We start from the raw sequence: 25440 nt of genomic DNA, 5'->3' as shown, positions 1-25440 counted from the left end.
ATCAGAAACCCCTGATGTCCATTTTAACCATTTTGCCTTTTTCAATCGGTTAATCACCATTTTCACTCCATCTCTCCTACTTACACTGAAAAAAAACAAAAGCTTTTCAATCACCGTTACGAGTTGGATAGCTGAATCAGCCTATAGTCCTGTACCGGTAGTTTGGCAGCCATAGCTTAATACCTTAGGCCCATAACTTTGCGCCCTTATTTTTCAATAAGTTTGCCTTTTTCAGTATGTAATTTTCTATTTATTTCGACACTTTTAAAGTATAATTTAGGAAAACCCTTTTGTAAATTACAAAAAACGTGATTAGCCGACATGATACTTTGAAACTAGTGCTGAACAACGTTATACTATTAACGAAAGCTAGGCATGCAAGAGATTTGAGGGGGTTAATGATGGATTTTCGACTAGATTTAATTGAGGATAAAATCGAATTCTTTGAGGCTTTTGACTTACGAACGCTGGAGAAGCATATTGACCAGCAAATTGAAGCGAATAAGGCACTGCTTTTACAAGTTCACGCTATTAGCCATCATGCGGTCTTTCATCCCGATCGCGGGAAAATGCTGTACAGCGCAGTCGTTCATTTTAAAGTTAAAAAATAGGCCGATTCGGGCATTTGACTGCTGCCCGAATTTTTTTTCGAAAAATTAAAAAAAGGTATTGCATCCTCCTAAACTTCTGTGGCATAATACATCTTGTGTCCGATTCATAAACACGCCGTTGTAGCTCAACTGGTAGAGCAACTGACTTGTAATCAGTAGGTTGGGGGTTCAAGTCCTCTCGACGGCACCATTTTTTTCCCGGGACGTAGCTCAGCTTGGTAGAGCACCTGGTTTGGGACCAGGGGGTCGCATGTTCAAATCGTGTCGTCCCGATATTTAATAAGTTGTTTCAAGCAGGCCCTCTAATCCTAGAAGGGTTTTTTATTTTATTTGACCCTTTTTAGTTTGTGGGCATGAGCCCCATGTTATAAAAAATAAGCCGCGCTTGGCTGGATGCATTACTGCACCCAGCCAGACGCGGCTTTTCTTTTGCACCATTAGATTCTTTCAAGAATGCTGCCGAATCATCGCCTCTGCGGTGAGCAGCCCTGACATGGCAACCATCGGCGTTCCTCCGCCGGGATGGGTCGTTCCGCCTGCAAACCACAGTCCACGCAAATCCGCACGATTGGACGGCCGCATAAACGTCTGCTTCGCTGAATTCGAGGAAATGCCATAGATGGCGCCGCGAAATGCTGACGTATCCCGCTCCAGATCCTCCGGCGTATAAGCAGCAAGCTGCTCCATATTCCGTTCCAGTCCCACCAAGCCATAGGCAGCTAACTGCTTCAACAGACGTTCCTGATAACGCTCCGCCTCCCTCTCCCAGCTCCAAGCGTCCGACGTATAAGGGGCATTCGCCAAAATAAACAGGTTGCTGCCGCCTTCCGGCGCCATGTCCGGTTCTGAATAGGCAGAGCAGCATATATAGATCGCAGGATCAGCGGGCGCCACGCGGCGCTCGAAAATCGCCTCAAATTCTTCCCCATACCGCTGCGGATAAAATACAGTATGATGCAGCAGCTTATCGTAACGTCTGCGAATGCCGGCAAGAGTGACAAAGCCAGACAGCGAAGGCTCGTAGCTTGCCATTTTGCGGTCTGTCATCGCGGGCCGCAGCTGCTCGCCGAGCAAATCTCGGCATACGGAAAGCACATCACCGTTCGCGAGAACCAGATCAGCGGGCACAAAACCGCCGTCCGTCTCTACCCCGCTTACACGGCCGCCACTGGCAACAATGCGCTGTACACGTGTCGAGGTGTGTATTTCCGCCCCCATTTCCTCCGCCAGCTGGCGAAGTCCTTCAATAATGCTGTACGTGCCCCCACGAACGCCGAAAATGCCAAGCTCCGCCTCCACATGCGGCAGCATCGCGAAGATGGCTGGCGCCCGATTAGGGGCCGAGCCGACATAGGTCGCATAACGTCCAAACAAGGCCAGTGTATTGGGATGACGGAAATAACGGCGCAGCAGCACGGACAGCTTCGTCAGGGGGCGAATGCGGACAAATGCTGCCGCTAGCCCAGGACTCAGCTTATCCTGCCAGGAAACCATCATTTTGTTCATAAAATGACGCTCCGCCTGTCCATACATCACCGCTGCCTCGGCCATAAAAGCCCGATACCGCCGCGCATCCTCCGGACTATAGCGGGAAATTTGCTCCTCCATCACAGCCGGGTCAGCGGATAAATCCACGACCGAGCCATCTGTAAAGCAGTTGCGCGTTCCATGCTCCAGTCGATAAAAATTAATATAATCCTCGATGCGGCGGCCTACTGAAACAAACACCTTGCGAAAAGCATGCGTCATCGTTATTGTGCTTGGCCCCCGATCAAAGCGATATTCCCCAAGCTGGATACGCTGGAGCTTGCCTCCCACTTTCTCCTGCTGCTCCAGCACAGTGACCGCATAGCCTGCATGCGCAAGGCGGGCTGCCGCTGATAAACCACCGATGCCGCCGCCAATGATGACAACCCGCTTCATAGATAACGCCTGCCTTTCCATAAATACCCTTCCCCGCTCGCCGCTGCACGCCATGACGCGGCAGCTATGCCAAGAAGCATAACAATGCCAGCCGGCAGCAATAAAGCAAACCACACCGGCAAGCGGCCGCGATGATCGATCACCCCTTTAATGATGATCGCCAGCAGCCAGCCTATCGCGGCCGGCAGCAAGCAGGCGGCAAGCGTACTTGCCAGCGTCCCTGCCGAAAAAACGGCGTAAGCAAGCAAAGCTGCGATGAACATAGCAGGCGGCAGCAAATAGATGAGCGCATAAAATATACCCAGTGCCGCGAGAAGGCCCGTTTGGCGACCCGTTCCGGCAAAAATATTTTTCTTATAGCCGTTCCACACGCCCGCTGCATCTGTATACATGCGCATGCTCACCTGCCCCGATACATCGGCGAGCGTCATGGGCAAGCCCGCCCGCTTCACCGCACGCGCCATCTCCATATCATCGAGCAGCTTGGATTTGAAGCTGTGGTGTCCGCCAATCGCCGCGTAGCTTTCGGCATGGATCAGCAGAAAAGCGCCATGCGCCGCCACGAATTTGGCGTCAGTAGAGCCACGCACCAGCCCGATCGGCAGATGGCAGGCGATGGTGAAATTCATGAGCGGCACGACAAGCCGCTCCAGCCAAGACCCAGTCTGCTGATGGGGGAAGCCCGTAATCAGCCCCTTCCCTTGACGCAGCGCCGTGTCCATCGCGGCAGGCAGAGCCCCCGGCCGCAGCGTCGCATCGGCGTCCAGAAACAGCAGCCATTCGCCGCGCGCCTCCTGCGCCAGCTGCTGGCAAGCATGCGACTTGCCCAGCCAGCCGTCTGGCAAGTCCGCTCCCCGCAGCACGCGCAGGCGCCTATCTCCCTGCGCGGCCAACATCGCCACATCAGCCGTGCCATCGGCAGACTGATCATCCAGCACAAGCACCTCAAGCAGCGGCGATTGCTCCGCCGCCAGCACCGCCTGCACGCAGGCCCCAATTCGCTCCGCTTCGTTGCGTGCTGGAATAAGCACGGACAGCCTTGGCGGAATGTCAGCTACCGCTCCCTCGCCTCCAGCAAGCCACAGCCGGCCTTCCCCCGTGCCGCCTAGCTGCGGCAGCTGGCGCAAATTCCAAAGCACGAACAGCAGCTGCAGCGCCAGAACGGCTGCTATCGTCCAAAAAACGATTTCCATTTCGCCGTCCTCCCCTTCATCTGGTCGAACGTCTCATTGACCGAGCGCCCGGTCGCCAGCAGCAGGCGGAAGCCATCCCGCTCGCCGTCTGCACTCGCAATAACAGCCAGCCGATGCTCGCCGAGCTGCTGCTCCAGCCTGCGTTCCAGCAGCAAAGTCGCTTCTTTGCGTCCCAGAGCGCACCAGTCCGCCTCGATCATGCTGCCAATAGAGAAGGAGGCAGACGTTTTCTGATGCAGCCCCATCGTATAATACAAGCTTACAGGCAGCACAGCAGCGTCCGGGCAGCGCTCCAGTAAATAGCCGACCCCCGTCTGAAATTGCAGCGGGCGGCTTTCCAAATGAAAAATATCGCCCTGCGGAAACAGCCAGACGGCTCCACCGCTTCGCATGAGATCAGCTGCATAACGCAGCGAGGCTGCCGTTTCCCGCAAATTTTCCTTATTCACCGAAAAAGCACCAATGCGGCGAAAAAAAGCATATCGCTTCATCTGCCGCTCATCCATCATCATATAATGCTGCCGCTGCGACTCGCTCCGAATCATATGGTAGACGAGCAGCCCGTCCCACCAGCTGCTGTGATTCATAATAATCAGCAAAGGACGATCGGCCAGAGCCTGCTCCAGCTCCCCTCGCAGCGACACTTCATGAAAATGCCGTTTCAGCAAATAGTGTTTATTGTAACGGAAAAACACCTCCTCAAACCACCTGCTCTTTTGCGATGTGATGATAGCGAATCACGACTCCTTCCAGCACAGCAGCCGCAGCGACAGCTATGAGCATTGGCACATACAGCCCTTCCTTCATGCCAAGCACACCGAACATGAGCAGCATGAGTTGGCCCAGCCTTGCCGACTCCCGGCGTACAGCGTGCGTAATTTCGCGAACCGGAAACAGCAGCGACAGCGCCGCTGAGATCATAAACCAGCTGATGAAATTCGTCGCCGGAATGCCAAAGTAGGCACCGCCCTCTTCCCACAGCCAGAAGCCCCGAGCATAAGCTACCGGATCGAGCACCAAGTCCAGCGTAACGGTGAAAAGTCCGGTTTGCAGCGCCCGCACCCAACGATTGTCGCCCTTCGATAGCAGCATGCCGTTCAGAAATACGCCGACCCAGGCGCAAGCAATCGTTACCGGCACGCCGCCAAGCAGAAAACCGAGCACTGGCGTATAGTTGTACTCACCAAACGGCCAGCCCGTTGTAACGCTCAGCCATTCTACACCGAACGTCGAGAGTCCGACAAATGCGATGCGCCCCCAGCTTAAAGGAGTCCGTTCCCGCAAGCCTTGCTCTAGGCTAACTGCATACATCGCATAAAAGACGAGAAACAAGCCGTTCGAGAAGGCCAGCGGCGCCGGAACGCCAATCGTCAGCATAAGAATGAGGCCCACCACATACCAGAATAAGAACAGCTGCCGCATCATAACGATACGGCTCCGCTTTCCAGCATAATATCCGTTAAATATTTCTCTTTGATCGATTTATAAATTTTCAGCTTCGTCAGCGGCCCCACGACCGCCCGCTTCGCATACACCTCATAACGATTCGCAATCACCTGATCCAAAATAGCCCCGTAAAAGCCAGCCGCAAGCTCCACCGCAAACGCGCTTTCCGGCGGATAGCTGCTTAAATTCGCCAGCCCCTTGTGAAACCAATCCTTCGCTTGGCGCTCCAGCGCATGAATAAGCGCCCGAAAATGATCGTCAATGACCCCGGCCTCAAAGCTTTGCTCGCTATAGCCGTACTGACGCAGCATTTCAAGCGGCAGGTAGCGACGGCCACGGTCTTGATCCTCGCCAACATCGCGCACAATATTGACGATTTGCATCGCCTTGCCCAAATAAATGCCAGCCTCTACAATTTGCTCATCCGGATGGTTATGCAGGACGGGCAGCAGCATTTCGCCAACCGTTCCCGCAACCAAGTAGCAGTAGTCCTCAAGCTGCTCCATCGTCTCGTAATGGGTCAGCACCAAATCGCGACGCTGTCCTTCCATTTGGCGAAAAAAAGGCTGCTTGCTGACCGGAAAATGATGAAACAGCCAGCGCAGCGCCGGCCATATAAAATGCCCGTCCGCCTGCTCCAAATGAGCGAACCGCGCCTCCAGCTCGTCTATCGTATAGGGAGACTTCTCCGGTTCATCGACTGCATTGTCTATAATCCGGCAAAAGGCGTAAATGACGTAAACCGCTTCTTTGCGTGGGCTTGGCAAAAAACCAAATGCCTTATAAAAACTGGATGAACCTTTGCGAATCATCGCCTCGCACTGATTTAGGCTAAATGCTGTTTCCATCCTGCACCTCCTGGATCATTGTAGGCATTGCTGTTGCTCTTTGAGCCGCAACGGCGGTAGACAAATGCTGGGCAAGCATTCTCGCGCCCTGCATAACGATCGGCACCCCACCGCCGGGATGAACCGAAGCGCCTGCGGCATAAAGCCCTTCGATGCCATACGGCACAATTTGCGGACGAAAGACGGCGGACTGGAGCAGCGTCGGCGCAATGCCGAAGCTGCCTCCCTTGTACAAGCCGTCAGCCTCGGCATCCGCAGGCGTGCGAACTTGCTGCCAGCGAATCGTTTCCCGCAGCCCAGGAAAGCCGCGGCGCTCCGCTTCGCTAAGCACATGCTCGACCAGCTTAGCCGTCTCCTGCGCCCAATCGACATGCGGAGCGGCAGGCGATGGAATCAGCACATACATCGCGCTCTCCCCCGCTGGCGCAGCGGTATCATCAAAGGCGGACGGATAAAAAACATAAAAAGACGGATCATCGGGCAGCCGGTTTTCCTTGAAAATTTCCCCAAGCCCCTTCTCAAGCGAAGGCGGCAGAAAAAACTGATGCGCCGCCGCTTCCGGCCACTGCCTGTTCAAGCCCAAATAGACAAGCACGCAGCCGGAGGAAGGCTTGTAATCCTTCATTTTATTTTTCGGGCGAGCCGCCTCTTGCACAGGAAGTACGCCAGCAATAGATGGAAATTCGCCGTTATAGATGACCGCATCATAGCGCGTATCCCCTTCGGCAGTCCGCACGCCATAGCAGCGTCCATCGCTGATTAGGAGCTCCTTGACGGCCGCCCTCTTTTTCACAGCAACGCCTTGGCGCTCAAGCTCCTCCTCCAGCAGCGGAATGAGGCTCGCATAGCCGCCCTTCAAGCACCAGACGCCAAATTCATGCTCGGCATACGGGAGCAGCGAATACAAGCCCGGCGCTTCAAATGGCGCGCCCCCGATGTACAGCGTTTGCAGCGAGAAGGCGTCGTGCAGCCGCTTATCCTTAAAATATTCGGCAGCGAGGGCGCGCACGCTTTTGTAAGCCCGCAGCTTGGCCAGCAGAGCGATATTGCGCACGGTGAAAAAATCCCTTTTGCGCAAAAACGGCCGCTCCAAGAAAGCTTTTTTCCCCTGAACGAAGGAACGCTTCATCTCTTCCATATAGCGAATAAACCCTTCCTGCTCGCCTGGAAAAAGGCGTCCGAGCTCCTCCAGCTGGCGCTCTCTATCGCTCCACTTATGCAGCACGGTGCCGTCGGCAAAATGAATGCGGTACATCGGATCGCAGCGCACGAGCGGGATTCGCGAGCGCTCAATGCCTGCCTCCGCCAAAATGTCCAGCAGCATTTCCGGCAGCAGCACAATCGTTGGACCTTGATCGATGCGGTATGTCCCATGTTGCTCGAAGGCAAGCCTGCCTCCGAGGCGGTTCATCCGCTCATAGATCGTTACGAGCTTTCCTTGTCGCCTGAGCAGCAGCGCCGCAATGAGGCCGCCGATGCCACCACCTACTATAGCGAAGTTATTCATATGGCCCCCTCCTTCAGCCGATCCTGCTCCATAAGCAGCCGGGTGCTGATTCGCGCTGATTCAAAAATCGTTGGCAGCCCGCTGCCGGGATGCGTTCCGCCCCCAACGAGCCAGCAGTTACCGTATTCCTCAAAGCGGTTATGCGGGCGCAGCATCATCATTTGATTAAAGGAATGCGCCAAGTTAAATGTGGCTCCCTCGTATACCCCGTGGCCCTGCTGCCAATCTTGCGGCGTAATCATCGCTTCGATCTCAATATGCTGGGAAAGGCCGCGCATTTCCGGCTCCTGCTCCATGCGGTGCAGCATTTTCTCCCTAATTAGCGCCCCCTGCTCCTGCCAGTCAATACCGCTCGTCAAATTCGGCACAGGCATGAGCGCGTACAGCGCCGTCTTGCCCTGCGGCGCGAGCGTCCGGTCATGAATGCCCGGATTATGGACATAGATGGACGGATCTGCGGACAGCTTTTTCTGCGCCATCATTTCATTGACATTCGTCTTATAATCGCCGGCAAACAGTACCGTATGATGAGGCATTTTAATTTCTTGGTTGATGCCAAGGTAGAGCATGTAGGTCGAGCAGGAGTATTTTTTCTTGGCAAGCTTCTCGGGCGTATATTTCTTCAGCTCACCCGGCTCAAACAGCTCATTCATCGCCGTCGCAAAATCCGCGTTTAAAACAACATGGTCAGCTTCAACTTTCTCCCCATTGGCAAGCAAAACCCCACTAGCTTTCCCGCCCGTTGTCAGCACGCGCTGCACGCCGGTTCCGGTAGAAATGACGCCGCCATACTCACGAATGACCTCGCCCATTGCCTCGCAAAGCCGATTCAAGCCACCTACTGGATGAAACAACCCGTATTTATGCTCCATATAGGATAAAATCGTAAAGGTGCCCGGACATTCCCACGGCGACATCCCTAAATATTTCGCTTGGAATGTAAAGGCGTATTTGAGCCGCTCGTCCTTAAAATATTTGGATAAACGGTTATACACCGTATCCGTCGCATGAAGGCTAGGCAGCGCTGCTAGCACATCGCGAGCCATATAATCGCGCGGCTTGCTGAAAGGACGCTGCAGCAGCGGCGACACGCGGCCAAACTTGATCTCCTCATCGCGCATAAACCGCCTATAGCCTGCACCGTCTCCGGGAAACAGCCGTTCAATTTCTGCATGCGTCTGTTCCATATTACGAGAAGGCTCGAACGCCGAATCTCCGAACTTCAATCGGTACAGCGGGTCCAGCTCAATCAGTTCCACGTAATCTGCAAGCTTTCGGTTCACTGCCGTAAACAATTCCTCCAGCAAATGAGGCATCATAAAAAAGGTTGGGCCGCGGTCAAACTTAAAATCGCCCACCTGCAGCAGCGAAGTCCGTCCCCCAATGTACGGCTGCTTCTCCAGCACCGTAACCTTATAGCCTTGACCTGCTAGCAGCATGGCGGCAGCAAGTCCTCCTGGTCCGGCGCCTACAACGGCAACATGCCTTGTCTTCATTTATAGTCTCTTCCTTCCCATGCTAGAATCAGCTTTCTCTATTTCCCTCTCATAGGCGCTCGCCCTTGCAAATTCGCCTGAGCCTCAGCCGGTTATATCGCAAAATCGCTATAAACGGCAAATTGGCCGCCAGCGCGTACCCTACCATTAAATAGCCATACAATGGCTCGTTCCAGATGAAAAATAACGGAGCAGGCACGATGGACAGCCAATGCGCCCATTCCCCTCTAAGCGTTTCCCCATGGTACTCCTGGTAATAGGCCTTGCCTCGACGAGCAAGCCTTTTTTTCTGGAATCCCTTGCGGAATAAAAAGCTGCCATCCGGCATGCGATCCTTCCAGGCACGGATGAAGAGCACCTGATCGTAGAAGCGCTCCTCGCCGCTTTTAAAAGACTGCTTCGGCTTTGCCCCTCTCTCGAAGTACCACTTCCCTTTGCTGCTGCGCCCCGTTTCAAGGCTTCGCCAGCCTTCGCCTGCAAACCAGCGCTGCGGCAGGCTCGCGAGCAAATAGGAAACACCGAGATGGACGATCAGCCACCCGCCTATATTCAGAGCGAGGACAGCAAGCGGCGGCAATTCCTGTACACTCATAGCTTGCCTCGTTCCCGTCTGCCGATGGATACGACTCGCCCTCTCCAAGCCACCTTCCGCCTAATGAAGGTCGAGAACAGCGAATAGACGAAAAATAACATAAACAAACCGAGCGGAAGCGGGTACAGCAGCGCTGTCCACCACTTAAAGCTCCCCACATTGCGCAGCCACAGCGCCAGCTGCAAGCTATATGCCGCATAGCTTGCGATGCCTATGCCCAGCAGCCAATAATCCGCTTTGACCTGCCCCGCAAGTGAAGAAAGCATAAGGGATACAGCCGAGAAGGCTCCGGCCAGCCAGAGCGATACGGCACAAGCTACGAAAGGTGCGGTCGATGCAGCGCCTGCTCCGAAGCTCTTGCTCCAGCCCCGGAACAAGCTGCTCAAACCGTCCGGGTACATGCGAAAGGCAATTCGGCCATAACCCATAAAATTGGACACCGGCATTTGATCGGAGCTAAAAGCTCGTCCCAGCTCGAAATGCTCCAATACTTTGCCGCGCACAGCCTCATGCCCGCCGATGCGAAAATAGTCATCCCGGCGGCATATGAGGCAAGGCCCAAACGCCCCAGCCCGGCTGTCGCCGTCGCCAACCGAAGCGACGACGATAAGATTAAAGAAAGCTGACAGCTGCTCGTAAGCTCGCTCCATACGGTGGTAAGGCTGCACCGATACGAGACCGCCGGCTTCCTTCTGGCTAGCGGCTAGCAGTTGCAGAGCATCATTTTCCAGCTCCACATCAGCATCCAGAAAAACCAGCAGCTCGCCTTGCGCCGATTTGGCTCCCGTCCAGCAGGCCCAGCTTTTGCCGACCCAGCCTTCCGGCAGCTTCTCAGCCCTAATGACAGTAGCGCCATTCGCGGCAGCAAGGCTTGCCGTTGCATCCTCTGAGCCATCATCGACAACGATAACTTCCACACTAGGCAGCTTCTGCTGTCCTAAGGAATGCAGCAGCTTGCCAATATTAGCAGCTTCATTGCGCGCAGGAATAATGACGGAGAGGGAAATCGGAGCAGCGTTCTTTTTCATGCTCGCTCCATGGGCACCCTTTGTCCCAGCCCATTCATGCTCGTCTAGAACGTCCCATTCCGGCAGCCGGCTTACCCGATTTTGCAGCAGCCACCCGCATAACCAGCCAAAAACGGCCCAAATCATCGAGAGGCTCATCGCTTCCCCTTCTTTCTCCCGTACATATAGCCAATGGCCTGCTTTAGCCCGTTGAATGCCTGCTCCCGATAAGGAAACCAATTGATTTGCGAGCTTCTGCGTCCAGCATTCACCATGATCGACTTCGAGCGGCAAAAGGCGCGCAGCCCTTCTTCGCCATGCGCACGGCCGAAGCCGCTCGCCTTCACCCCGCCAAAAGGCAGGTGCATGTTGCCAATATGCCGTACAACATCATTTATGGAGCAGCTTCCCGTTTCCAGCTGAGCTGCCAGTGCAAGCCCCTTTTTTCGATTCGCGGTAAAAATGCTTGCGCTAAGCCCATAAGGCGAAGCATTAGCCAGCCGAATGACTTCCGCCTCTGACTGAAAGGCCATAACGGGCAGCAGCGGGCCGAAAATTTCCTCCTGCATCAGCTGCATCTCCTCAGTCACTCCGGTGAGTACCGTCGGCGGAAACAGCGGCGGCTCCGCTCCGGCCAGCAGCCCTCCTGCGGCGATGCTGGCGCCTTTGGCTACAGCATCGTCCAGCAGCCGTTTCACTTTAAACCAGCCTTCTTCCGTGCCTAATGCGCCTAGCTCTGACCAGGAACCGCCACCCGCCTGCCTGAGCTCCTGCGTATAAGCGACGACCGCAGCCAGAAAAGACGCATAAATACTTTCGTGTACGTAAACCCGTTCCACACTAATACATACTTGGCCGCTGTGTAAAAAAGCACCCCATACTGCCGCGCGAGCTGCTCGCTCTACATGGGCATCCGCACACACAATTAGCGGGTCCTTGCCGCCAAGCTCCAGCACGCAAGGAATGAGCAGCGCCCCTGCCCGCGCCAGCACGCTGCGCCCAGCCGCCTCGCTTCCGGTAAACCAAAGCTTGTCAGGACGTGCATCAATTAAGCGCTCGGCTTCGCTCTTCCCGCCTTCAATCAGTTGAATGACACCTGCTGGAAAGCCAGCCTCCTCGATGAGTGCAGCAATACGCTTGCTCAGCAGCGGCAGCTTCTCCGATGGCTTGAGCAGCACCGTATTGCCCACCGCAGCTGCCGCAAGTGCAGGAATGAGCGTTAATTGAAGCGGGAAATTCCACGGTGCAATAATGGCCGCCACGCCGCAAGGCTCGTATGTAATATGCGAGGAGGAGCCTGCGAGCCAGAGCGGTGTGCGAACACGGCGGGAACGCAGCAGCTTCGCCGTATTTTTTTCATAATAAGAAATAGCTTGAATGACCGTGAGCAGATCCGTCGTCAGCGCATCCATTGGCGTTTTGCCCGCCTCTTGGCCCAGCAGCGCAATCCACTCGTCCAAATCACGGACGAGCAGCTGGCGCACCGAACGGATATGCCGAATTCTGCCCTGCACAGGCAGCTCCCTCCAGCTCGAAGCAGCAGCGCGGGCAGCGAACATTTCCTTCATCCTTCCATCCCTCCAGCAGGAGCCGCCTTTATACCATTGGAAAATGAGCCTAGCAGGTTTTAATTCGCCAATAATGGGCAACACCTTAAATACAGGCCCCCACCTGCTAGATTTATAGCTATCTAATTATTAATTAACCATACGGTATATTATAAAACATCTTTTTCGTTTATATAACTATTTTTTTAAAAAAATTACGTTTGGCTTTAGTAAAAAGGGAGGCAGAAACGATCGATGAGTAAAAAAATCGTAGTAATTGGCGGAGGCTTAGGCGGTCTGTCCGCCGCCATCAGGCTAACGGTTGACGGCAATCGCGTCACCGTGCTGGAGCAGCAGGAGCGCGTTGGCGGCAAGCTGAACATCCGCTCGGGCGAAGGCTTTCATTTTGATACGGGCCCGTCCATTTTGACGATGCCTTGGGTGCTGGAGCAGCTGTTCGCTAGTGCAGGAAGACGGCTGGAGGACTATATGACGCTGGAGCGGGTTGAGCCGCAGTGGCGGACTTTTTTCGAGGATGGATCGCAGCTCGACGTGACCGGAGATCTGCCGATGATGCTGGAGCAGCTCGCAAGCGTATCGCGTGAGGATGCCAAGGGTTTTCTGGCTTATTTGCAATACTGCCAGCAAATGTATGAGCTCAGCATGAAAAGCGTGTATGGCAAAAGCCTCAGCGGCCTGCAGGATTTGCGGGGGCAGCACAGCATGAAGGAGCTTCTGGCAATGGACCCGCTTCGCACGATGCATCAGAGCACGAGCCGCTTTTTCAAGGATAAGCGATTGCGCCAGCTGTTTGATTTTTTCATTATGTATATTGGGTCCTCGCCCTATGCAGCTCCAGCGGTGCTTTCTCAGCTCATCCATGTGCAGCTTGGTCTAGGCATTTATTACGTCAAGGGCGGCATGTACAATATTGCGCTTGGCATGCTGAAGCTGCTGGGCGAGCTTGGCGCGGAGGTTCGGACGAACGCGCCTGTCGCAGCGATCAATACGCTGGGCAAGGCGGCAACGGGCGTTACACTTGCGGATGGCACCGTGCTCGGCGCCGATCTCATCGTCTCGAACTTGGAAGCCATTCCGACCCATCGCAAGCTGCTCGGCCACCATCCCGGCGCTGCCGCGGCGGCAGGCGGCATGAGGAAATATGCTCCTACCGTATCCGGCCTTGTGCTGCTGCTCGGCATCGACAAAACCTATGATCAGCTTCGCCATCACAATTTCCTGTTCTCGCAAAGTCCAGAGCGGGAGTTCCAGGATGTGTTCGTCTCTGGCATCCCATCGCCTGATCCGACCGTCTACATTGGAGTGTCAAGCCTATCCGACTCTACGCAGGCACCTGAAGGACAGCAAAATTTATTCGTGCTGACCCATGTTCCCCCGCTTAAGCCCGGCGAGGACTGGGACATTTACAAAGAGACATATCGCGAGCTGGTGCTGGATAAGCTGGAGCGGATGGGACTGGATGACCTGCGCTCGCACATTGCGTTCGAATACAGCTTTACGCCTAATGATCTAGAGCAGCTTTATGGCGCCAACGGCGGCTCCATCTATGGCGTTGTCACCGACCGCAAGCTGAACGGCGGCTTCAAAATTCCGAGCAAAAGCGAGCTGCTGGACAACTTGTATTTTGTCGGCGGCTCCACCCATCCCGGCGGCGGCGTGCCGATGGTTACGTTGTCGGGTCAGCTGACGGCTGACCTCATTAAAGAGCGGGCGGATAGCCGCTCTGGGGGCAGAACAACAGCTGGGTAGGATTTTAGTTTTAGAGTTAGAGTTAGAGTTAGAGTTAACCTTCGAACCTCGCAAACGAGGGGCGACGGGAACGTATGAGGGGGTTATGCTAACGGATCAGCTTCGATTTTAATAGCGTATTGGCTAAAAGGTGGCGGCTGAACTTGGGCGGACACAGCAGCCGTTATTTCCTCCAAATATCGTGATTGGAGAGGCTGGCGGACACAGAATTCGCTAAGGGCTCCCGAATCGCCTTTTTATCGCGATGATTAAGGAAATAAGCGATTTCCAGTCCGCTCACCTGCCAAAATGGGGGAAAATGCTCCATTAGCGGAACGTCAGTCCGCCAAAAGCGAGAGCACTTCCTATCCATGCTGCCCCAAAAACAGAGATATTCTCTCTTTCGTCCACCTTGGATCGTCAAGCTGCACGAGCATTAAATTAATATACAAATAAGGTATTTCCCTAGGGCGTGTCTGAAAACCCGTTCAGTGGCACCTTTCACCGCCTTTTCGCCCCCTGCTTCGTTCCGTTTGCTTGACGTACCCCCGGTACGCCTTCACAAGCGCGCCTTGCATGGAACGAAAATTCGGCAAATTTTGCTGTCCTCAGAGTTCTCAGACACGCTATGCGGGGTGTTACAATAGCAAAATCAACAACTAGCGGAGGAATGCAACTTTGAACGTCACCAATCTATCTGCCTATGTACAATCTGTGAAGGAGAGGTGACGATTATGGTTAGTAAAGAAATAAAGGACATCATTGAAATTTATATTGAATCATACCATTCATTTGAAATTGAAAGAATGGTTGAACTCTTGCACAAGGAACATCATGTTCAGGAATATTTCCGATGGGGGAAACCACCACGTTATAAATGACAAAGTAGAGGTTGGAGCGGATACGCTGCAATTAAAAGAAAAGTCACAAGTCAAAATTAAAAAAGGAAAAATTTCAATGATTGAAGATTACAGCTGAGTAATTCACACGTTATTGAATTAACTGGTCAGGATAGCACAATTACAAATAGGCTACCAGCATCAGCGAAGATCGCGAAATAGATCCATTTCTCTAAAATTATGAAGTACCTAGACAAAATGAAGAGACCATAGCTCGTCGCTATGGTCTCCTTCAGCAGTCAGTAAAATTACGTATTACGAAATTCGCCTCACTCACTTCAACTGTACTTCAAGGCCTACCACTGAACCGTTTGATTGCTTCCTCGGTCACCGGCGTGAAGAGGTTAACAAGATTGCCGTCAGGATCGCGAAACAGCACAGCACGATTCCCCCACGGCATTGTGGTAGGTTCCTTTACCCACTCATCGACAAACGGCTTCAAGCGCTCGTATTCGGCATCGACATTGTGGACGTGGAACTCGATGATGACAGTGTGATTGTTGGCCGCCACAGCGGAACCAGCGCCGAACAGTTGCACCGTTTGGGAGTGGCCGATCGCCAGGGTGCACGATGGCATAACGAGTTCGGCAAAGACAGGCGCAGGGCGTTCCGCCGAAACACCCGTGATTTTCTCATAGAACTCGACGAGACGATCCACGTCATCAGTAATGATGCGTACAGAAGCAAAATTCACGAGATACCATCCTTCCTATAATAAGTGATACAATATCGTATATATCATTTTGGACCAAAAATGCTTCGCAATTACTCCTACTCCTTTACGATTAATTACTCCGACTATACAAAAACACTACTGACAACAGTATGTCAGTAGTGTTTTATGAAGAAACCATAGGAAAAGAGTGATAGGACCGAACCTTATTGAGGGTGGTTGTTCACCTATCTCATTTTTCTTCGAAAAAGCTCAGCCAAACTGCTAGTTTTCTCAAAACAGCACAAAAAGACCCTTATGCCTCCACACTACCGGCATAAGGGTCTTCCTTCTAATCCTTTTGAATCACAATTTATTATTTAATTTACTACAGCTTAAACCCAACCGTCACAATCTCACAAGGACCAACAGCCAAAGCTGCCCCCTGCTCCGCGCTCACTTCAATCGCTTCACCTACGCGCTCCAGCACATCGCTCTTATATAGCTGCTTGAACGCATCAGCGTTACCGCCACTAAAGCCAACATTCGACAAGCTAAGCTCTGCCGCCTGCTGCTTCATATTAAACCAGCGCAGCACAGCATCGCCCGACTGCTGGCTTACTTTCAGCGAGGAGAATGCCACTCCTTCGCCTTCCCAAGCAAGCAATCCGCCAGCTGGTGCAAGCACGCCTTCATGAACCGCTGTCTGGCTCGCCGTCCAAGGCACTTGGAACTGGTACGCCTGTGCATAAGCACCTGATGAAGCACCATCGCCGTTATGCGGAATGATCGACAAACGGAAGCTTTGCTCGCCCAGGCATTGTGCTTCTGGAGTCGGGAATACGCCCCAGTCGCCCAGCTCGGAAACCGAACGAAGCAGCGTAACGGCAATCGTATTGCGGCCATCGCGGAGCACTTCATATTCGTTCAAGCCAAGGTTCGCTACAACAAGTCCGCCCTGCTCGCCGCTCACATCAACAAATGCTTGCTGATGCTGGGTATTGCTCGGGTTTTCCCACTCTGCCGAAGGCTCATTGTCACGCACAGCTACTTCAAAAATCGAATCCACATGATGAACCGCCGTCTCTACATCCGTCGGGAACAGCACGCGCACGCGATGATCCTTCGCCTGATTGTTAAACGAAGCCTGTAAGTCTAGGCTTCTGGAGCTGCTGGAAAGTGCTATAACCGTCTTAATCGTCAAAGGCACCATGTCGGAAGCACGCTGCGCTTTACGCTCAGGGTAATAAACAGCTTCCTGCTTCTCAATCTCAAACGATTCATCCGCCGATGCCGGAACCGCCCATTCATGGACGATTTCAAAAGCTGTACGGTAAGCGTTTTGCTCCACTAGACGAATCGCCGCTTTCAAGCCTTGCGTCGTAAGCGCCTGCTCGCCATCCGGCTGCTTGTACATATATTCATTACCGATATCGCCTGTATTCTCATAGACGCCAAGCCCGCGGTACACTTGACCGCTCTGCTTGTCCGTCAAATCGAACGAGCCATCTTCTCCAATGGAGACATGCAGCCATTCATTTTCAAGCACAGCCGATTCCGCAAGCTGATTCACTGCAACAGCAGTCGCTTCGCCAGCCAACGCTTCATCTGCTCCAGCGCCATTGCGAACCCATGCATATGACGACAGTCCAAGCGCTGGTACATTCACCGCATCAAACGTCAGCTTAACTCGGCGGCACATATAAGGCTGGCGGAACTTATCATCCGGCAAGTCGTAGCCAAATTGCAGCCCCAAATCCTCTACAGAGCAAGCAACCGCTGCGCCGTTATGATCTACAAGCACTCTGCCTGTAATATCTACGGCATTCATCCGGCGATTAACCTCTGGAAGCGGCAAGCCTTCACGGAAGTACAGACGCTCAACATCAAGCTCAATTTCAACAACGCCGCTGCGATCCCAGCCAGTCGTGTTATAAACAACGAACGGCAGTGCAGCTTCGCCAAACGAAGCGAATACCGATGTATCCACCGCTTCGGCAATCGCCTGCGTGCTACCTTCCACAATTGTCTCTGCAACATGGCGGCTCTTGTCAAAACGAGTGACCATCTCACGGTGAACCTCATCCACGCTGCAGCCGCAAATGCTGTCATGCGGATGGTTTTGCATCAATGTCTTCCACGCATAGGTAAACAGATGATGCGGGTATTCCTGTCCAAGCTTGTGCGCAATGGTCGCAAGCGGCTCGGCTACCTTTTCGAGCATCGCTTGGCCAAGCTGATTCATTTGCTTCAAATAAACACGAGCCGAGGCCGTGTTCACAAGCGTAGACCAGCCATCCGTCCGTTGGCTGCGCAGCTCGCCCTTCACGACCGAAAGCTCGCGATCAAGTCCACTGTTTACCGCTGCCAAATAATCTTCAAAGTTGGAGTGGATAAAATCCGTATCCGGGTACAGCTTTCTTGCTGTCGCCAGCGCCGCAGATAAATCCTGCTGGATAGGCTGATGATCACAGCCGTTCATGAACAGCAGCTCGCCAGTAGCCGCATACTTCTCGGCTTCCTCCAGCTTTTTGTCCCAATAGATTTTCGCCTCTTGCTCATCTACCGGAACTTCCATGCCATTGCAATACCAGTTGGCAAAAAGAATGCCCAGCACGCGCGAGCCGTCAGGACCTTCCCATTGCAGCTCTGAGAACGAGGATTCATAGTTAGAATCTGCTACCGTATTGTTAAAGCCAGTCGGCTTCACGCCTCTGCCAAATACCGCATTATCAATGCCGGCTTGACGCAAAATTTGCGGCGCCTGCCCGATGTTGCCGAAGGTATCCGGGAAGTAGCCAACCTTGGCTATGATGCCGTAACGGCTCGCATCCTGATGTCCCAGCTGCAAATTGCGCAAATTCGCTTCACTGCTCGTCAGGAAGGCATCCTGCAAAATATACCAAGGGCCGATCGGAATACGTCCTTCTTTAATATATTTTTCAAGGCGTTCCCTATTTTCCGGGCGTACCTGCAAATAATCCTCGAGAATGATCGTCTGCCCGTCCAAATAAAAGCTTTTGAAATCGGGGTCCGTATCCAGCGTATGAAGCAGCGTATCCATTAGCTTCACGAGGAGCACATGATGCTTCTCATACGGCAAATACCATTCGCGATCCCAATGTGTGTGGGAAATAATGTGGGCTTTTCTTTTAGAAGCCATTACTGCGCACCTCTTCTTTCTTCATGTTGATCGGGCAGCGAAACCGCTACCTCTACTTGATGCGGGCGATAGACAGCGAGCAGCTTTCCGCTTGCATCCGTTGCGAACAGCACAGAACGTTCCTTTTCCAGTGAAAAAGCGTACCGCCCTCCCGTCGCCGGGTCTTGTACTTCAATGTTGGCGTCGAATCCGGATTCGGATACGAATACGAACAGCGCGCCGCTCTTAAATGTAAGCTTGCGCCCATAAACACCAGGCAGCTGGCCGCCTTGCAGCCAATTCAGCTCCTGCTCGCAGCCTGCCGAGGCAAGCGCATAGCGATACAGCTCCTTGATTGGCTCCGTACGCTCGTTCAGCTCCAGCGGCAGCGGACTCCATAACAGGCGTCCCTTGCCTACAGCCAGCTCAACGAGCTCGTCGCCACCCTTTGCTGCTCGATGAACAGCGGTAGCAGCACTGGCAGCCGCTTCACTCGCAGCAGCGCCGCCAACTAGAACCTCTTTCCATACCTCAGCTATGCGGCGATTGCCGTAAGATACAGGGAAAGTGGCTTCGCCAATGCGCAGCTGTTCCTCGCGCTGCACGTTGCGGAGCTCCACCCTGCCAAGCAGCTCCGAGCAGCGATTGCTCGCTTTCCAGTAAGCGTCTAGGCCAATCGGTCCCATCCATAATAACGTAATGCCCACCCGCTCTACAAGTGCAATAAGGCGACCAAAGGCCGCATCATCCCAGTTATGCGCACTCGGCACAATGAGCAGCTTCGGCGGATTCGCCTCCAGCTCCTGCAAATGATATTCCGAAGCGCCGCGGAATGGCGTGTTCAGCTCATAAGCAAGCACCCGCGTCGCACGCGTTGTCGCATCAAACGCCAGCTTGCGATTGGAGAAGTCGTTGGAATACGGGAACAATACCGCCGTATCCTCCAGCTTGCGATCCTCGAATAAATCTCGGATTTGCTCCATAAAGCTGCCAAAATCATACGATACATCCGCTTCCGGCTTTTCCGTTCCATCCGCCCGCAGTGCGCCGATATGAGATTCATTGGCATTGTCCATATAGAAGTTTGTATTCCAGATCCACTGCACGGCACCCGCGCCACCTGTTGCAAAAGCATACGCATACTTGCGCTCCAGCAGGCTGTGCAGCTCCGTTTCCGAGCGCTTCGCTCTGCCATCTGGCGTCTCCACATACATAATGCCAGTTTCCTGCACGACATTCGGTTTGTTTGCTGTTTTGGCAAACAAGCTATCCCATACGAGATTGTCGTTCAGCCACCAGGAGTGAACCGTTGTATAATCAGCGGCTTCCTCGTAGAAAAACGGCGAAGGACGCTGTGCGCCAAGCGCTTCATCCTGACCGACCGTTACCATATGGTCTGGACATTCGTCTTTAATCGCCTCATACAGCTGCTTCGCCCAGCGATTGTGCATATCCATCGAGAACAGCACATAATCGAGCCAGCGCGTGCCATTTTTACCCTGGTGCATGTCCTGTACATCGAAGTTGATCTCTTCTGGCTCCGGCGGCACAGCCGCTTCATAGCTTGGCAGCTGCTCCGGTGACATATTCCACAGCTCTTGAAGCCGCTCAAGCGATCCGTGGCGCTGTTTCAGCCATGCGGTATACGCCTTCTGTTCAAAAGGGTCGCGCGCCGAACGAGGCCCATTCGAGAAAATCCGCGGCGGATCAAACATCGATGGCTCATTGATCAAATCCCAGTCGACATTCATCGTCTGCTTATGGCGGGAAACGATAGCGCGCACGAAACGCTTCTGGGCCTCTACGCTGCGCGGATCAAGATACGGGTTTAGCCCTTCCCATGTTTCCGGCGTAAAGGAGAAGAACGTAAAGGTCACCTGCAAATCATGACGCTTCGCCGTCAGCAGAAAAGCATCGATCGATCGCAGCGCCTCCTCGGACGCATGGCCGTCCACCTGCATCACATTGCGGTATGCCGTCCAAATGCCTGTACGAATCCAGTTGATGCCGGCTTTGCGCATTTGCGCCATGTCACGGTCCCATACCGAAGCATTCGGCAGAAACAGAAACTTCCGTGCCACATCCGACGTCATGTACGTCATGCCAACAACAGGCAGCGGACGCCCGTCCTTCTGAAAATAATCCCGTCCGCTCGTCACCGGGCTTCCCTCTGTAAGCAGCTCCTGATCAAAGCCCCAGAAGCCTTGACGCAAAATACGCACCTCGCCCGACGTCGATTCCGCTCGGCATACGACCTTATAGTAGCCGCTTTGCAGCTCAAGCGGCACGGGCAGCCTTAGAATTTGCTGCTGCTTGCCCGCCTTCTGCTGCAGGCTATAAGTCCATTTCTGCTGCGAGTTTTCATGCTCAACCGTTATAGCAAAATCCCACTCCGCCGCCGTGTACAGGTCAGCCTGTCCATCGACAGCCGCTTCCTGCTCTGCACGCTCATTAGCAGATGACTCACATCCATCAGCAAGCTCTTGGCGAAGCTGCTGCACCTGCAGCGTCAGCATAGCCCGCTCGCCCGGCTCGAAGGAAGCGTAGTTCGGCTTCAGCCACAGCTCCGTTACGCCAGCGGCACAAAAAGCTGCCCAGCGCCCAAGCTCTGCCGCTCCGCCTTCCAGCCAGAACGCCTTCGTCAGCGGCTGGTTAACGAACAGCCAGCGCGCGCCAGCGAAAATCCCCTTCGTGTTTTCCCAAAGTACGACAGGCGCCGCTACCTCGCGTCCCTTGGAGGAAATACCCTTCAATAGCGGGTAAATGTGGGCATCCATCGGCCCAGCAGAGCCCATTTGATGCGGCAAATCGCTGCTCTTCGTCACATGCGGCACCAGATTCCAGGTTGGCGACACGGCAAACAGCGCTTCCTTGCCCGCAAGCAGCGGAAGGTCCTCCGCTGCTGCCAGCGTCGCTACCGGAGCAGCAGCGACAGGCAGCATTTCATGAATATGAAGCTCGCGGTGATAGGCCGTCTGCTCCGACTCCACCTGCCACTCGCCTGCCTCGCTGCGGCGAACAGGACGCTTGAACGGCGCGCCGCCCAAGCTGATCAAGCCGCCGCCGCGCCGCAAATAGCCGATGATAGCACTCCATGCCTGCTTCGGAAAGTAAGGCGCATGCATATTAATGAAGCTTCCTTCTTTCGCAGCGCCAAGCGCATCCGCCAGCTCGCCTGCCCGAACAACACGGCCTGCTCCTGCAAGCAGGCCATCTAATTCGATCGGGGACTCCGCGGCTATAGGAAAGGACGGATCATAAAAGATGATGGCATGCTGCTTTCTCATAGCAGTCCATCCTTCATCGCCCGATAAACGAGCTGCGAGAACAAGCTGTTCGACCAAGCAAACCATTTTCGCGTAAAGATGGCTGGATCATCCGAATGGAAGCCTTCATGCATAAAGCCGGTATCGGCATCAGTCGCTTCCAGCATGGCAATCATGGCCAGCTTCTCTTCATCGTTATTCGCGGTAATGCCCTGCATCGAAAGCGCCATATGCCAAATATAGCCTGGCGGCGTATGCGGGCTTCCGATGCCTTTGGCGATTTTTCCTTCATAATAAAAAGGATTTTCCTTGCTAAGCGCGAATTTGCGCGTATTCTGGTAAATCGGATCGTCAGCAGTCGTATAGCCCAAATAAGTAATGGAGAGCAAGCCCGGCGTGCCTGCGTCATCCATCAAGCAATAGTTGCCGAAGCCGTCCGTCTCATAAGCATAAATAGGGCCAAATTCTGGGTGACGGTATATGCCATACAGCTGAATGCCATGCTCCACATCATCTTCCAGCTGCTTAAGCTCCTTCACAAAATCCATATCGCGGAATACCCACTCGGCCATTTCTCTCATCTGCCGCAGCGTTACAACCGCGAACATATTCGCTGGAATGTTGTAATGAAAGTCGCAAGCGTCATCGCTCGGACGGAAGCCCGACCAGATCATTCCGGTATAATTTACCGGCATACCCATTCCGCTATTGCGCAGTGAATCGGTAGGAATGCCGTTGTCCCTTACAAAACGGTAAGGGGAAAGCTCGAAGTGGCGCTGCTCGGTTTTCCAAAGCTCCACGATACGGCGCATCGCTGCCTTAAAGCCGGAGTCAAAAATATCGGTCAGCTCCGTCTCTTTCCAATACGCATAAGCAAGGCGCATCGAGAAGCAGATCGAATCCAGCTCAAACTTGCGCTCCCATACCCACGGCGACATATCCGTCTCATCCGTCGTGTTCCAGTGCCAATCATTGGCCGATTCATTAAAGGCGTTCGCATAAGGATCAATTTGGATGTTGGCCATATGGCGCTTGATTAAGCCGCTAATGATACGCTGCAAGTCTGCATCATTTTTCGCCAGCGGCACATAATGAATGACCTGCTCAACCGAGTCGCGCAGCCACATCGCGGGAATATCCCCTGTTATGATGAAGGTTGTGCCATCGTCCATTTTTTTCGTCGTCGTTTCCAGTGTGTTCGGGAAACAGTTTTTGAACAGCTGAAGCAGCTTCGGGCGGTGCGCCAGCTTCTGCTCTGCTTCATCTAATACCTGCTGAACCGCTTGCGGCAGAGCAAGCTCTGGCAGCGGGATTTTTGGCAATCTGAATTGTTCCATAGTGGGTGTAGCTCCTTTGACTATTTATCTATTTTAGACTATATAAGTTGAACGATTGATAAGCATGATGGCGACGGTCGTCACTGCGAGAAAGGTTGGACTTCCGGCCGCTGTTGTTTTCTGATTTCTTTCATTATCCCTCTTTGAGGTTGAAATAAGAAAACAAAGGCGGACGCTATCGCTCTCTCCAGTTCCAACCTTTCTCTCCGTTTCCTCCTGCCACATTGCTTCCTTCAGTTCAACTTATATAGCCTATTTATATTTCTAAACTTTTCAAGCGAAGCATTTATTCTTTAACAGCGCCTACCGTCAGACCTTGAATGAAATAACGTTGGAAAAACGGATATGCGAACACGATCGGGCCGGTTGCCAGCACAACCATCGCCATCCGCGACGTATCCTGCGGCATCGATTGCAGAACGCCTACGCTTAGCGAAGCGTTTTGTGAATTTTTCATAATAAACTGCATGCTGTTTTCGATCCGCATCAGCATCGATTGCAGCGGCACCAAATTAGGCGAATCAATATACAAGAGCGCATTGAACCAGTCATTCCAGTAGCCGAGCGTACAGAACAGAGCAATGGTAGCAAGACCTGGCAGCGACAAAGGCAGTACAAGGCGGAAGAAGATGCCGAACTCTCCGGCGCCGTCGATTTTGCCTGATTCAATAATGGCATCCGGCACCATCGTCGAGAAAAATGTCCGCAGGATCATAATGTAAAAGGCATTAACTGCTAGCGGCAAAATGAGTGCCCATAAGGAATCCTTCAGCCCCAGCAGCTGCGTCATAACGATATAAGTAGGTACGAGGCCACCATTGAACAGCATCGTGAAAAAGGCAAAAAAGGCGAAAAAGTTGCGATACTTAAAGTTGCGCCGCGATATCGCATAAGCGAACAATGCGGAGCATACGACACCGATAATCGTGCCTACAATTGTAATCGTAATCGTCACGCCATAGGAGCGGAGCAGTTGGTCGCCTGCCTTGAATAAATAGCGGTAAGCCTCCACACTCCATTTTTCCGGAATAATTTGATAACCATTGCTGGCCAGCGTCGCCTCATCCGTGAAGGAAATAATCGTCACGAACAGGAAAGGAAATACGCATAACAAGGCAAAAATGCCGGCCACGGCATGAAAAATAAAATTCCACGCTGGCGAGAGCTTATGAAAATCACGGCTCTTAATCGTTCCAACAGACACAGCCGTTTCCCCCTTTTGTTTTGGACTTCTGTTCCTAGAAAATTCAATAAGCAAGGTTGCTGACATCCATCCTAAAACAATGCGTTGTCTTTATTAAACTTGCGCACGATGCCATTGGATGTAATAACAAGAATGAAGCCGATAATCGACTGGTACAAGCCCGCAGCCGTTGTCATGCCGATCTCACCCGTGGACTTAAGCCCGCGGTAAACATAAGTGTCGATAACGTTCGTTACGCTGTAGAGCGTACCCGAATCGCGCGGTACTTGGAAGAAGAGGCCAAAATCGGCATAGAAAATTTTCCCGATCGCCAGCAGCGTCAGAATCGTCATGAGCGGCATCAGCATCGGAAGCGTTACATTGCGAATTTGCTGCCATTTGTTGGCCCCGTCAATCATCGCCGCTTCATAAAGCGACTTGTCGATCCCCATAATAGCGGCCAAATAGATGACGCTGTTATAGCCGACCGATTTCCATAGGAAAACGACGACAATCATAACCGGCCAATAACCCGGGCTCGAATACCAGTTGACCGGGTCCATGCCCAGCATCTCGGCGATTTGGTTGAACACGCCTCTATCCAAGCTCAGAAAGCTGTAGACGAAGTAGCCCACGATAACCCACGATAGAAAATAAGGCAAAAACATGCCCGTTTGATAAAGCTTAGCGAGCCGCTTATTCGTAATTTCAGCAAGCATAATCGCCATCGCTACCGCAATGACAAGGCCCAGTACAATAAACACGACATTGTACAGCACCGTATTGCGGGTAATGATGTAGGCATCATTCGTACTGAACAGAAACTTGAAGTTTTGAAAGCCTACCCATTTGCTATCAATAATGCTGGCTAGAAAGCCATTGCGGCTGTAGCGGTATTCCTTGAAGGCAATAATCATGCCCGCCATCGGCAGGTAGGAAAATAGTATAAACCAGGCTGTAGCTGGAAGCACCATTAGCAGCATGGCGGTATTTTTGTTCATATCCTTGAAAAAACGTCCTATAGCTCCCACTTTCTTCACCT

At 53.1% G+C, this 25440-nt stretch carries 18 protein-coding genes, 2 tRNA genes and 1 riboswitch; of the genes, 4 read left to right on the top strand and 16 right to left on the bottom strand.

Annotated features, from left to right (window positions below; translation table 11 throughout):
* Positions 1 to 153: 153 nt before the first annotated feature.
* Positions 154 to 237: riboswitch (cyclic di-GMP riboswitch) on the bottom strand.
* Between the two features lie 164 nt (positions 238 to 401).
* The 3 genes from MHB80_RS10820 (at position 402) to MHB80_RS10810 (ending at position 884) form a co-directional block, all read left to right on the top strand.
* Positions 402 to 611, top strand: coding sequence for a YrzA family protein (locus MHB80_RS10820; RefSeq protein WP_056041703.1), 210 nt, complete (start codon positions 402 to 404; stop codon positions 609 to 611).
* A gap of 114 nt (positions 612 to 725) precedes the next feature.
* Positions 726 to 801 (top strand) — tRNA-Thr (locus tag MHB80_RS10815).
* 9 nt (positions 802 to 810) lie between these two features.
* A tRNA-Pro gene (locus MHB80_RS10810) sits at positions 811 to 884 on the top strand.
* Positions 885 to 1058: 174 nt separating this feature from the next.
* Here the strand turns inward: MHB80_RS10810 and crtI (MHB80_RS10805) are convergent.
* The 10 genes from crtI (MHB80_RS10805) to MHB80_RS10760 are packed head-to-tail and all read right to left on the bottom strand — an operon-like array spanning position 1059 to position 12191.
* Positions 1059 to 2555, bottom strand: coding sequence for a phytoene desaturase family protein (gene crtI / locus MHB80_RS10805; protein ID WP_341282142.1), 1497 nt, complete (start codon positions 2553 to 2555; stop codon positions 1059 to 1061).
* Positions 2531 to 3727 (bottom strand): glycosyltransferase family 2 protein, encoded by a 1197-nt coding sequence (locus MHB80_RS10800; protein ID WP_341282141.1) that lies wholly within the window; start codon positions 3725 to 3727, stop codon positions 2531 to 2533. The genes crtI (MHB80_RS10805) and MHB80_RS10800 overlap by 25 nt, the downstream gene beginning before the upstream one ends.
* Positions 3703 to 4422, bottom strand: coding sequence for a lysophospholipid acyltransferase family protein (locus MHB80_RS10795; protein WP_341282140.1), 720 nt, complete (start codon positions 4420 to 4422; stop codon positions 3703 to 3705). Before MHB80_RS10795 ends, MHB80_RS10800 begins: the two co-directional genes overlap by 25 nt.
* Positions 4423 to 4426: 4 nt before the next feature.
* Positions 4427 to 5152, bottom strand: coding sequence for a carotenoid biosynthesis protein (locus tag MHB80_RS10790; protein WP_341282139.1), 726 nt, complete (start codon positions 5150 to 5152; stop codon positions 4427 to 4429).
* Complete coding sequence (locus MHB80_RS10785; protein WP_341282138.1) at positions 5149 to 6021, bottom strand: phytoene/squalene synthase family protein; 873 nt, start codon at positions 6019 to 6021, stop codon at positions 5149 to 5151. Before MHB80_RS10785 ends, MHB80_RS10790 begins: the two co-directional genes overlap by 4 nt.
* A complete protein-coding gene (gene crtI, locus MHB80_RS10780) occupies positions 6005 to 7528 on the bottom strand; it encodes a phytoene desaturase family protein (protein WP_341282137.1) in 1524 nt (507 codons plus the stop codon). Before crtI (MHB80_RS10780) ends, MHB80_RS10785 begins: the two co-directional genes overlap by 17 nt.
* Complete coding sequence (gene crtI / locus MHB80_RS10775; protein ID WP_341282136.1) at positions 7525 to 9024, bottom strand: phytoene desaturase family protein; 1500 nt, start codon at positions 9022 to 9024, stop codon at positions 7525 to 7527. Before crtI (MHB80_RS10775) ends, crtI (MHB80_RS10780) begins: the two co-directional genes overlap by 4 nt.
* Before the next feature lie 49 nt (positions 9025 to 9073).
* Complete coding sequence (locus MHB80_RS10770) at positions 9074 to 9616, bottom strand: hypothetical protein (RefSeq protein WP_341282135.1); 543 nt, start codon at positions 9614 to 9616, stop codon at positions 9074 to 9076.
* Positions 9613 to 10782 carry a glycosyltransferase family 2 protein gene (locus MHB80_RS10765; protein WP_341282134.1) on the bottom strand — a complete coding sequence of 390 codons (1170 nt, stop codon included), beginning with the start codon at positions 10780 to 10782 and terminating at the stop codon, positions 9613 to 9615. Before MHB80_RS10765 ends, MHB80_RS10770 begins: the two co-directional genes overlap by 4 nt.
* A complete protein-coding gene (locus tag MHB80_RS10760) occupies positions 10779 to 12191 on the bottom strand; it encodes an aldehyde dehydrogenase family protein (protein ID WP_341282133.1) in 1413 nt (470 codons plus the stop codon). Before MHB80_RS10760 ends, MHB80_RS10765 begins: the two co-directional genes overlap by 4 nt.
* A gap of 234 nt (positions 12192 to 12425) precedes the next feature.
* Here MHB80_RS10760 and crtI (MHB80_RS10755) point away from each other — a divergent pair, with 234 nt between their 5' ends.
* Positions 12426 to 13940 (top strand): phytoene desaturase family protein, encoded by a 1515-nt coding sequence (gene crtI, locus MHB80_RS10755; protein WP_341282132.1) that lies wholly within the window; start codon positions 12426 to 12428, stop codon positions 13938 to 13940.
* Between the two features lie 1167 nt (positions 13941 to 15107).
* On the opposite strand, the gene MHB80_RS10750 is transcribed toward crtI (MHB80_RS10755), so the two are convergent.
* The 6 genes from MHB80_RS10750 to MHB80_RS10725 form a co-directional block, all read right to left on the bottom strand.
* Positions 15108 to 15512 carry a VOC family protein gene (locus MHB80_RS10750; protein WP_341282131.1) on the bottom strand — a complete coding sequence of 135 codons (405 nt, stop codon included), beginning with the start codon at positions 15510 to 15512 and terminating at the stop codon, positions 15108 to 15110.
* A gap of 346 nt (positions 15513 to 15858) precedes the next feature.
* The gene (locus tag MHB80_RS10745) at positions 15859 to 18633 is read right to left on the bottom strand and encodes an alpha-mannosidase (protein ID WP_341282130.1); all 2775 of its coding nucleotides are present in this window, start codon (positions 18631 to 18633) and stop codon (positions 15859 to 15861) included.
* Positions 18633 to 21899 (bottom strand): beta-galactosidase, encoded by a 3267-nt coding sequence (locus MHB80_RS10740; RefSeq protein WP_341282129.1) that lies wholly within the window; start codon positions 21897 to 21899, stop codon positions 18633 to 18635. Before MHB80_RS10740 ends, MHB80_RS10745 begins: the two co-directional genes overlap by 1 nt.
* Positions 21896 to 23215 (bottom strand): glycoside hydrolase family 125 protein, encoded by a 1320-nt coding sequence (locus tag MHB80_RS10735; protein WP_341282128.1) that lies wholly within the window; start codon positions 23213 to 23215, stop codon positions 21896 to 21898. The genes MHB80_RS10740 and MHB80_RS10735 overlap by 4 nt, the downstream gene beginning before the upstream one ends.
* Before the next feature lie 286 nt (positions 23216 to 23501).
* Entirely contained in the window at positions 23502 to 24419 is a 918-nt protein-coding gene (locus tag MHB80_RS10730) for a carbohydrate ABC transporter permease (RefSeq protein ID WP_341282127.1), read from the bottom strand.
* 71 nt (positions 24420 to 24490) lie between these two features.
* The gene (locus tag MHB80_RS10725) at positions 24491 to 25429 is read right to left on the bottom strand and encodes an ABC transporter permease subunit (protein ID WP_341282126.1); all 939 of its coding nucleotides are present in this window, start codon (positions 25427 to 25429) and stop codon (positions 24491 to 24493) included.
* Positions 25430 to 25440 lie beyond the last annotated feature (11 nt).

Origin of the sequence: Paenibacillus sp. FSL H8-0537, from assembly GCF_038051995.1 — a bacterium.
In the GTDB taxonomy this organism is placed as follows: Bacteria; Bacillota; Bacilli; order Paenibacillales; family Paenibacillaceae; genus Pristimantibacillus.
Note: the sequence above shows the minus strand (reverse complement) of the source record. Positions and strands in the feature narration are given on the sequence as shown.

Bases quoted from the DNA above. Each gene is read 5' to 3' on its own strand.
- crtI (WP_341282136.1), bottom strand. From the start codon at position 9,024: ATGAAGACAAGGCATGTTGCCGTTGTAGGCGCCGGACCAGGAGGACTT.
- MHB80_RS10740 (WP_341282129.1), bottom strand. From the start codon at position 21,899: ATGAGAAAGCAGCATGCCATCATCTTTTATGATCCGTCCTTTCCTATA.
- MHB80_RS10770 (WP_341282135.1), bottom strand. From the start codon at position 9,616: ATGAGTGTACAGGAATTGCCGCCGCTTGCTGTCCTCGCTCTGAATATA.
- crtI (WP_341282132.1), top strand. From the start codon at position 12,426: ATGAGTAAAAAAATCGTAGTAATTGGCGGAGGCTTAGGCGGTCTGTCC.
- MHB80_RS10745 (WP_341282130.1), bottom strand. From the start codon at position 18,633: ATGGCTTCTAAAAGAAAAGCCCACATTATTTCCCACACACATTGGGAT.
- crtI (WP_341282142.1), bottom strand. From the start codon at position 2,555: ATGGAAAGGCAGGCGTTATCTATGAAGCGGGTTGTCATCATTGGCGGC.
- MHB80_RS10735 (WP_341282128.1), bottom strand. From the start codon at position 23,215: ATGGAACAATTCAGATTGCCAAAAATCCCGCTGCCAGAGCTTGCTCTG.
- MHB80_RS10760 (WP_341282133.1), bottom strand. From the start codon at position 12,191: ATGAAGGAAATGTTCGCTGCCCGCGCTGCTGCTTCGAGCTGGAGGGAG.
- MHB80_RS10800 (WP_341282141.1), bottom strand. From the start codon at position 3,727: ATGGAAATCGTTTTTTGGACGATAGCAGCCGTTCTGGCGCTGCAGCTG.
- MHB80_RS10785 (WP_341282138.1), bottom strand. From the start codon at position 6,021: ATGGAAACAGCATTTAGCCTAAATCAGTGCGAGGCGATGATTCGCAAA.
- MHB80_RS10820 (WP_056041703.1), top strand. From the start codon at position 402: ATGGATTTTCGACTAGATTTAATTGAGGATAAAATCGAATTCTTTGAG.
- MHB80_RS10790 (WP_341282139.1), bottom strand. From the start codon at position 5,152: ATGATGCGGCAGCTGTTCTTATTCTGGTATGTGGTGGGCCTCATTCTT.
- crtI (WP_341282137.1), bottom strand. From the start codon at position 7,528: ATGAATAACTTCGCTATAGTAGGTGGTGGCATCGGCGGCCTCATTGCG.
- MHB80_RS10765 (WP_341282134.1), bottom strand. From the start codon at position 10,782: ATGAGCCTCTCGATGATTTGGGCCGTTTTTGGCTGGTTATGCGGGTGG.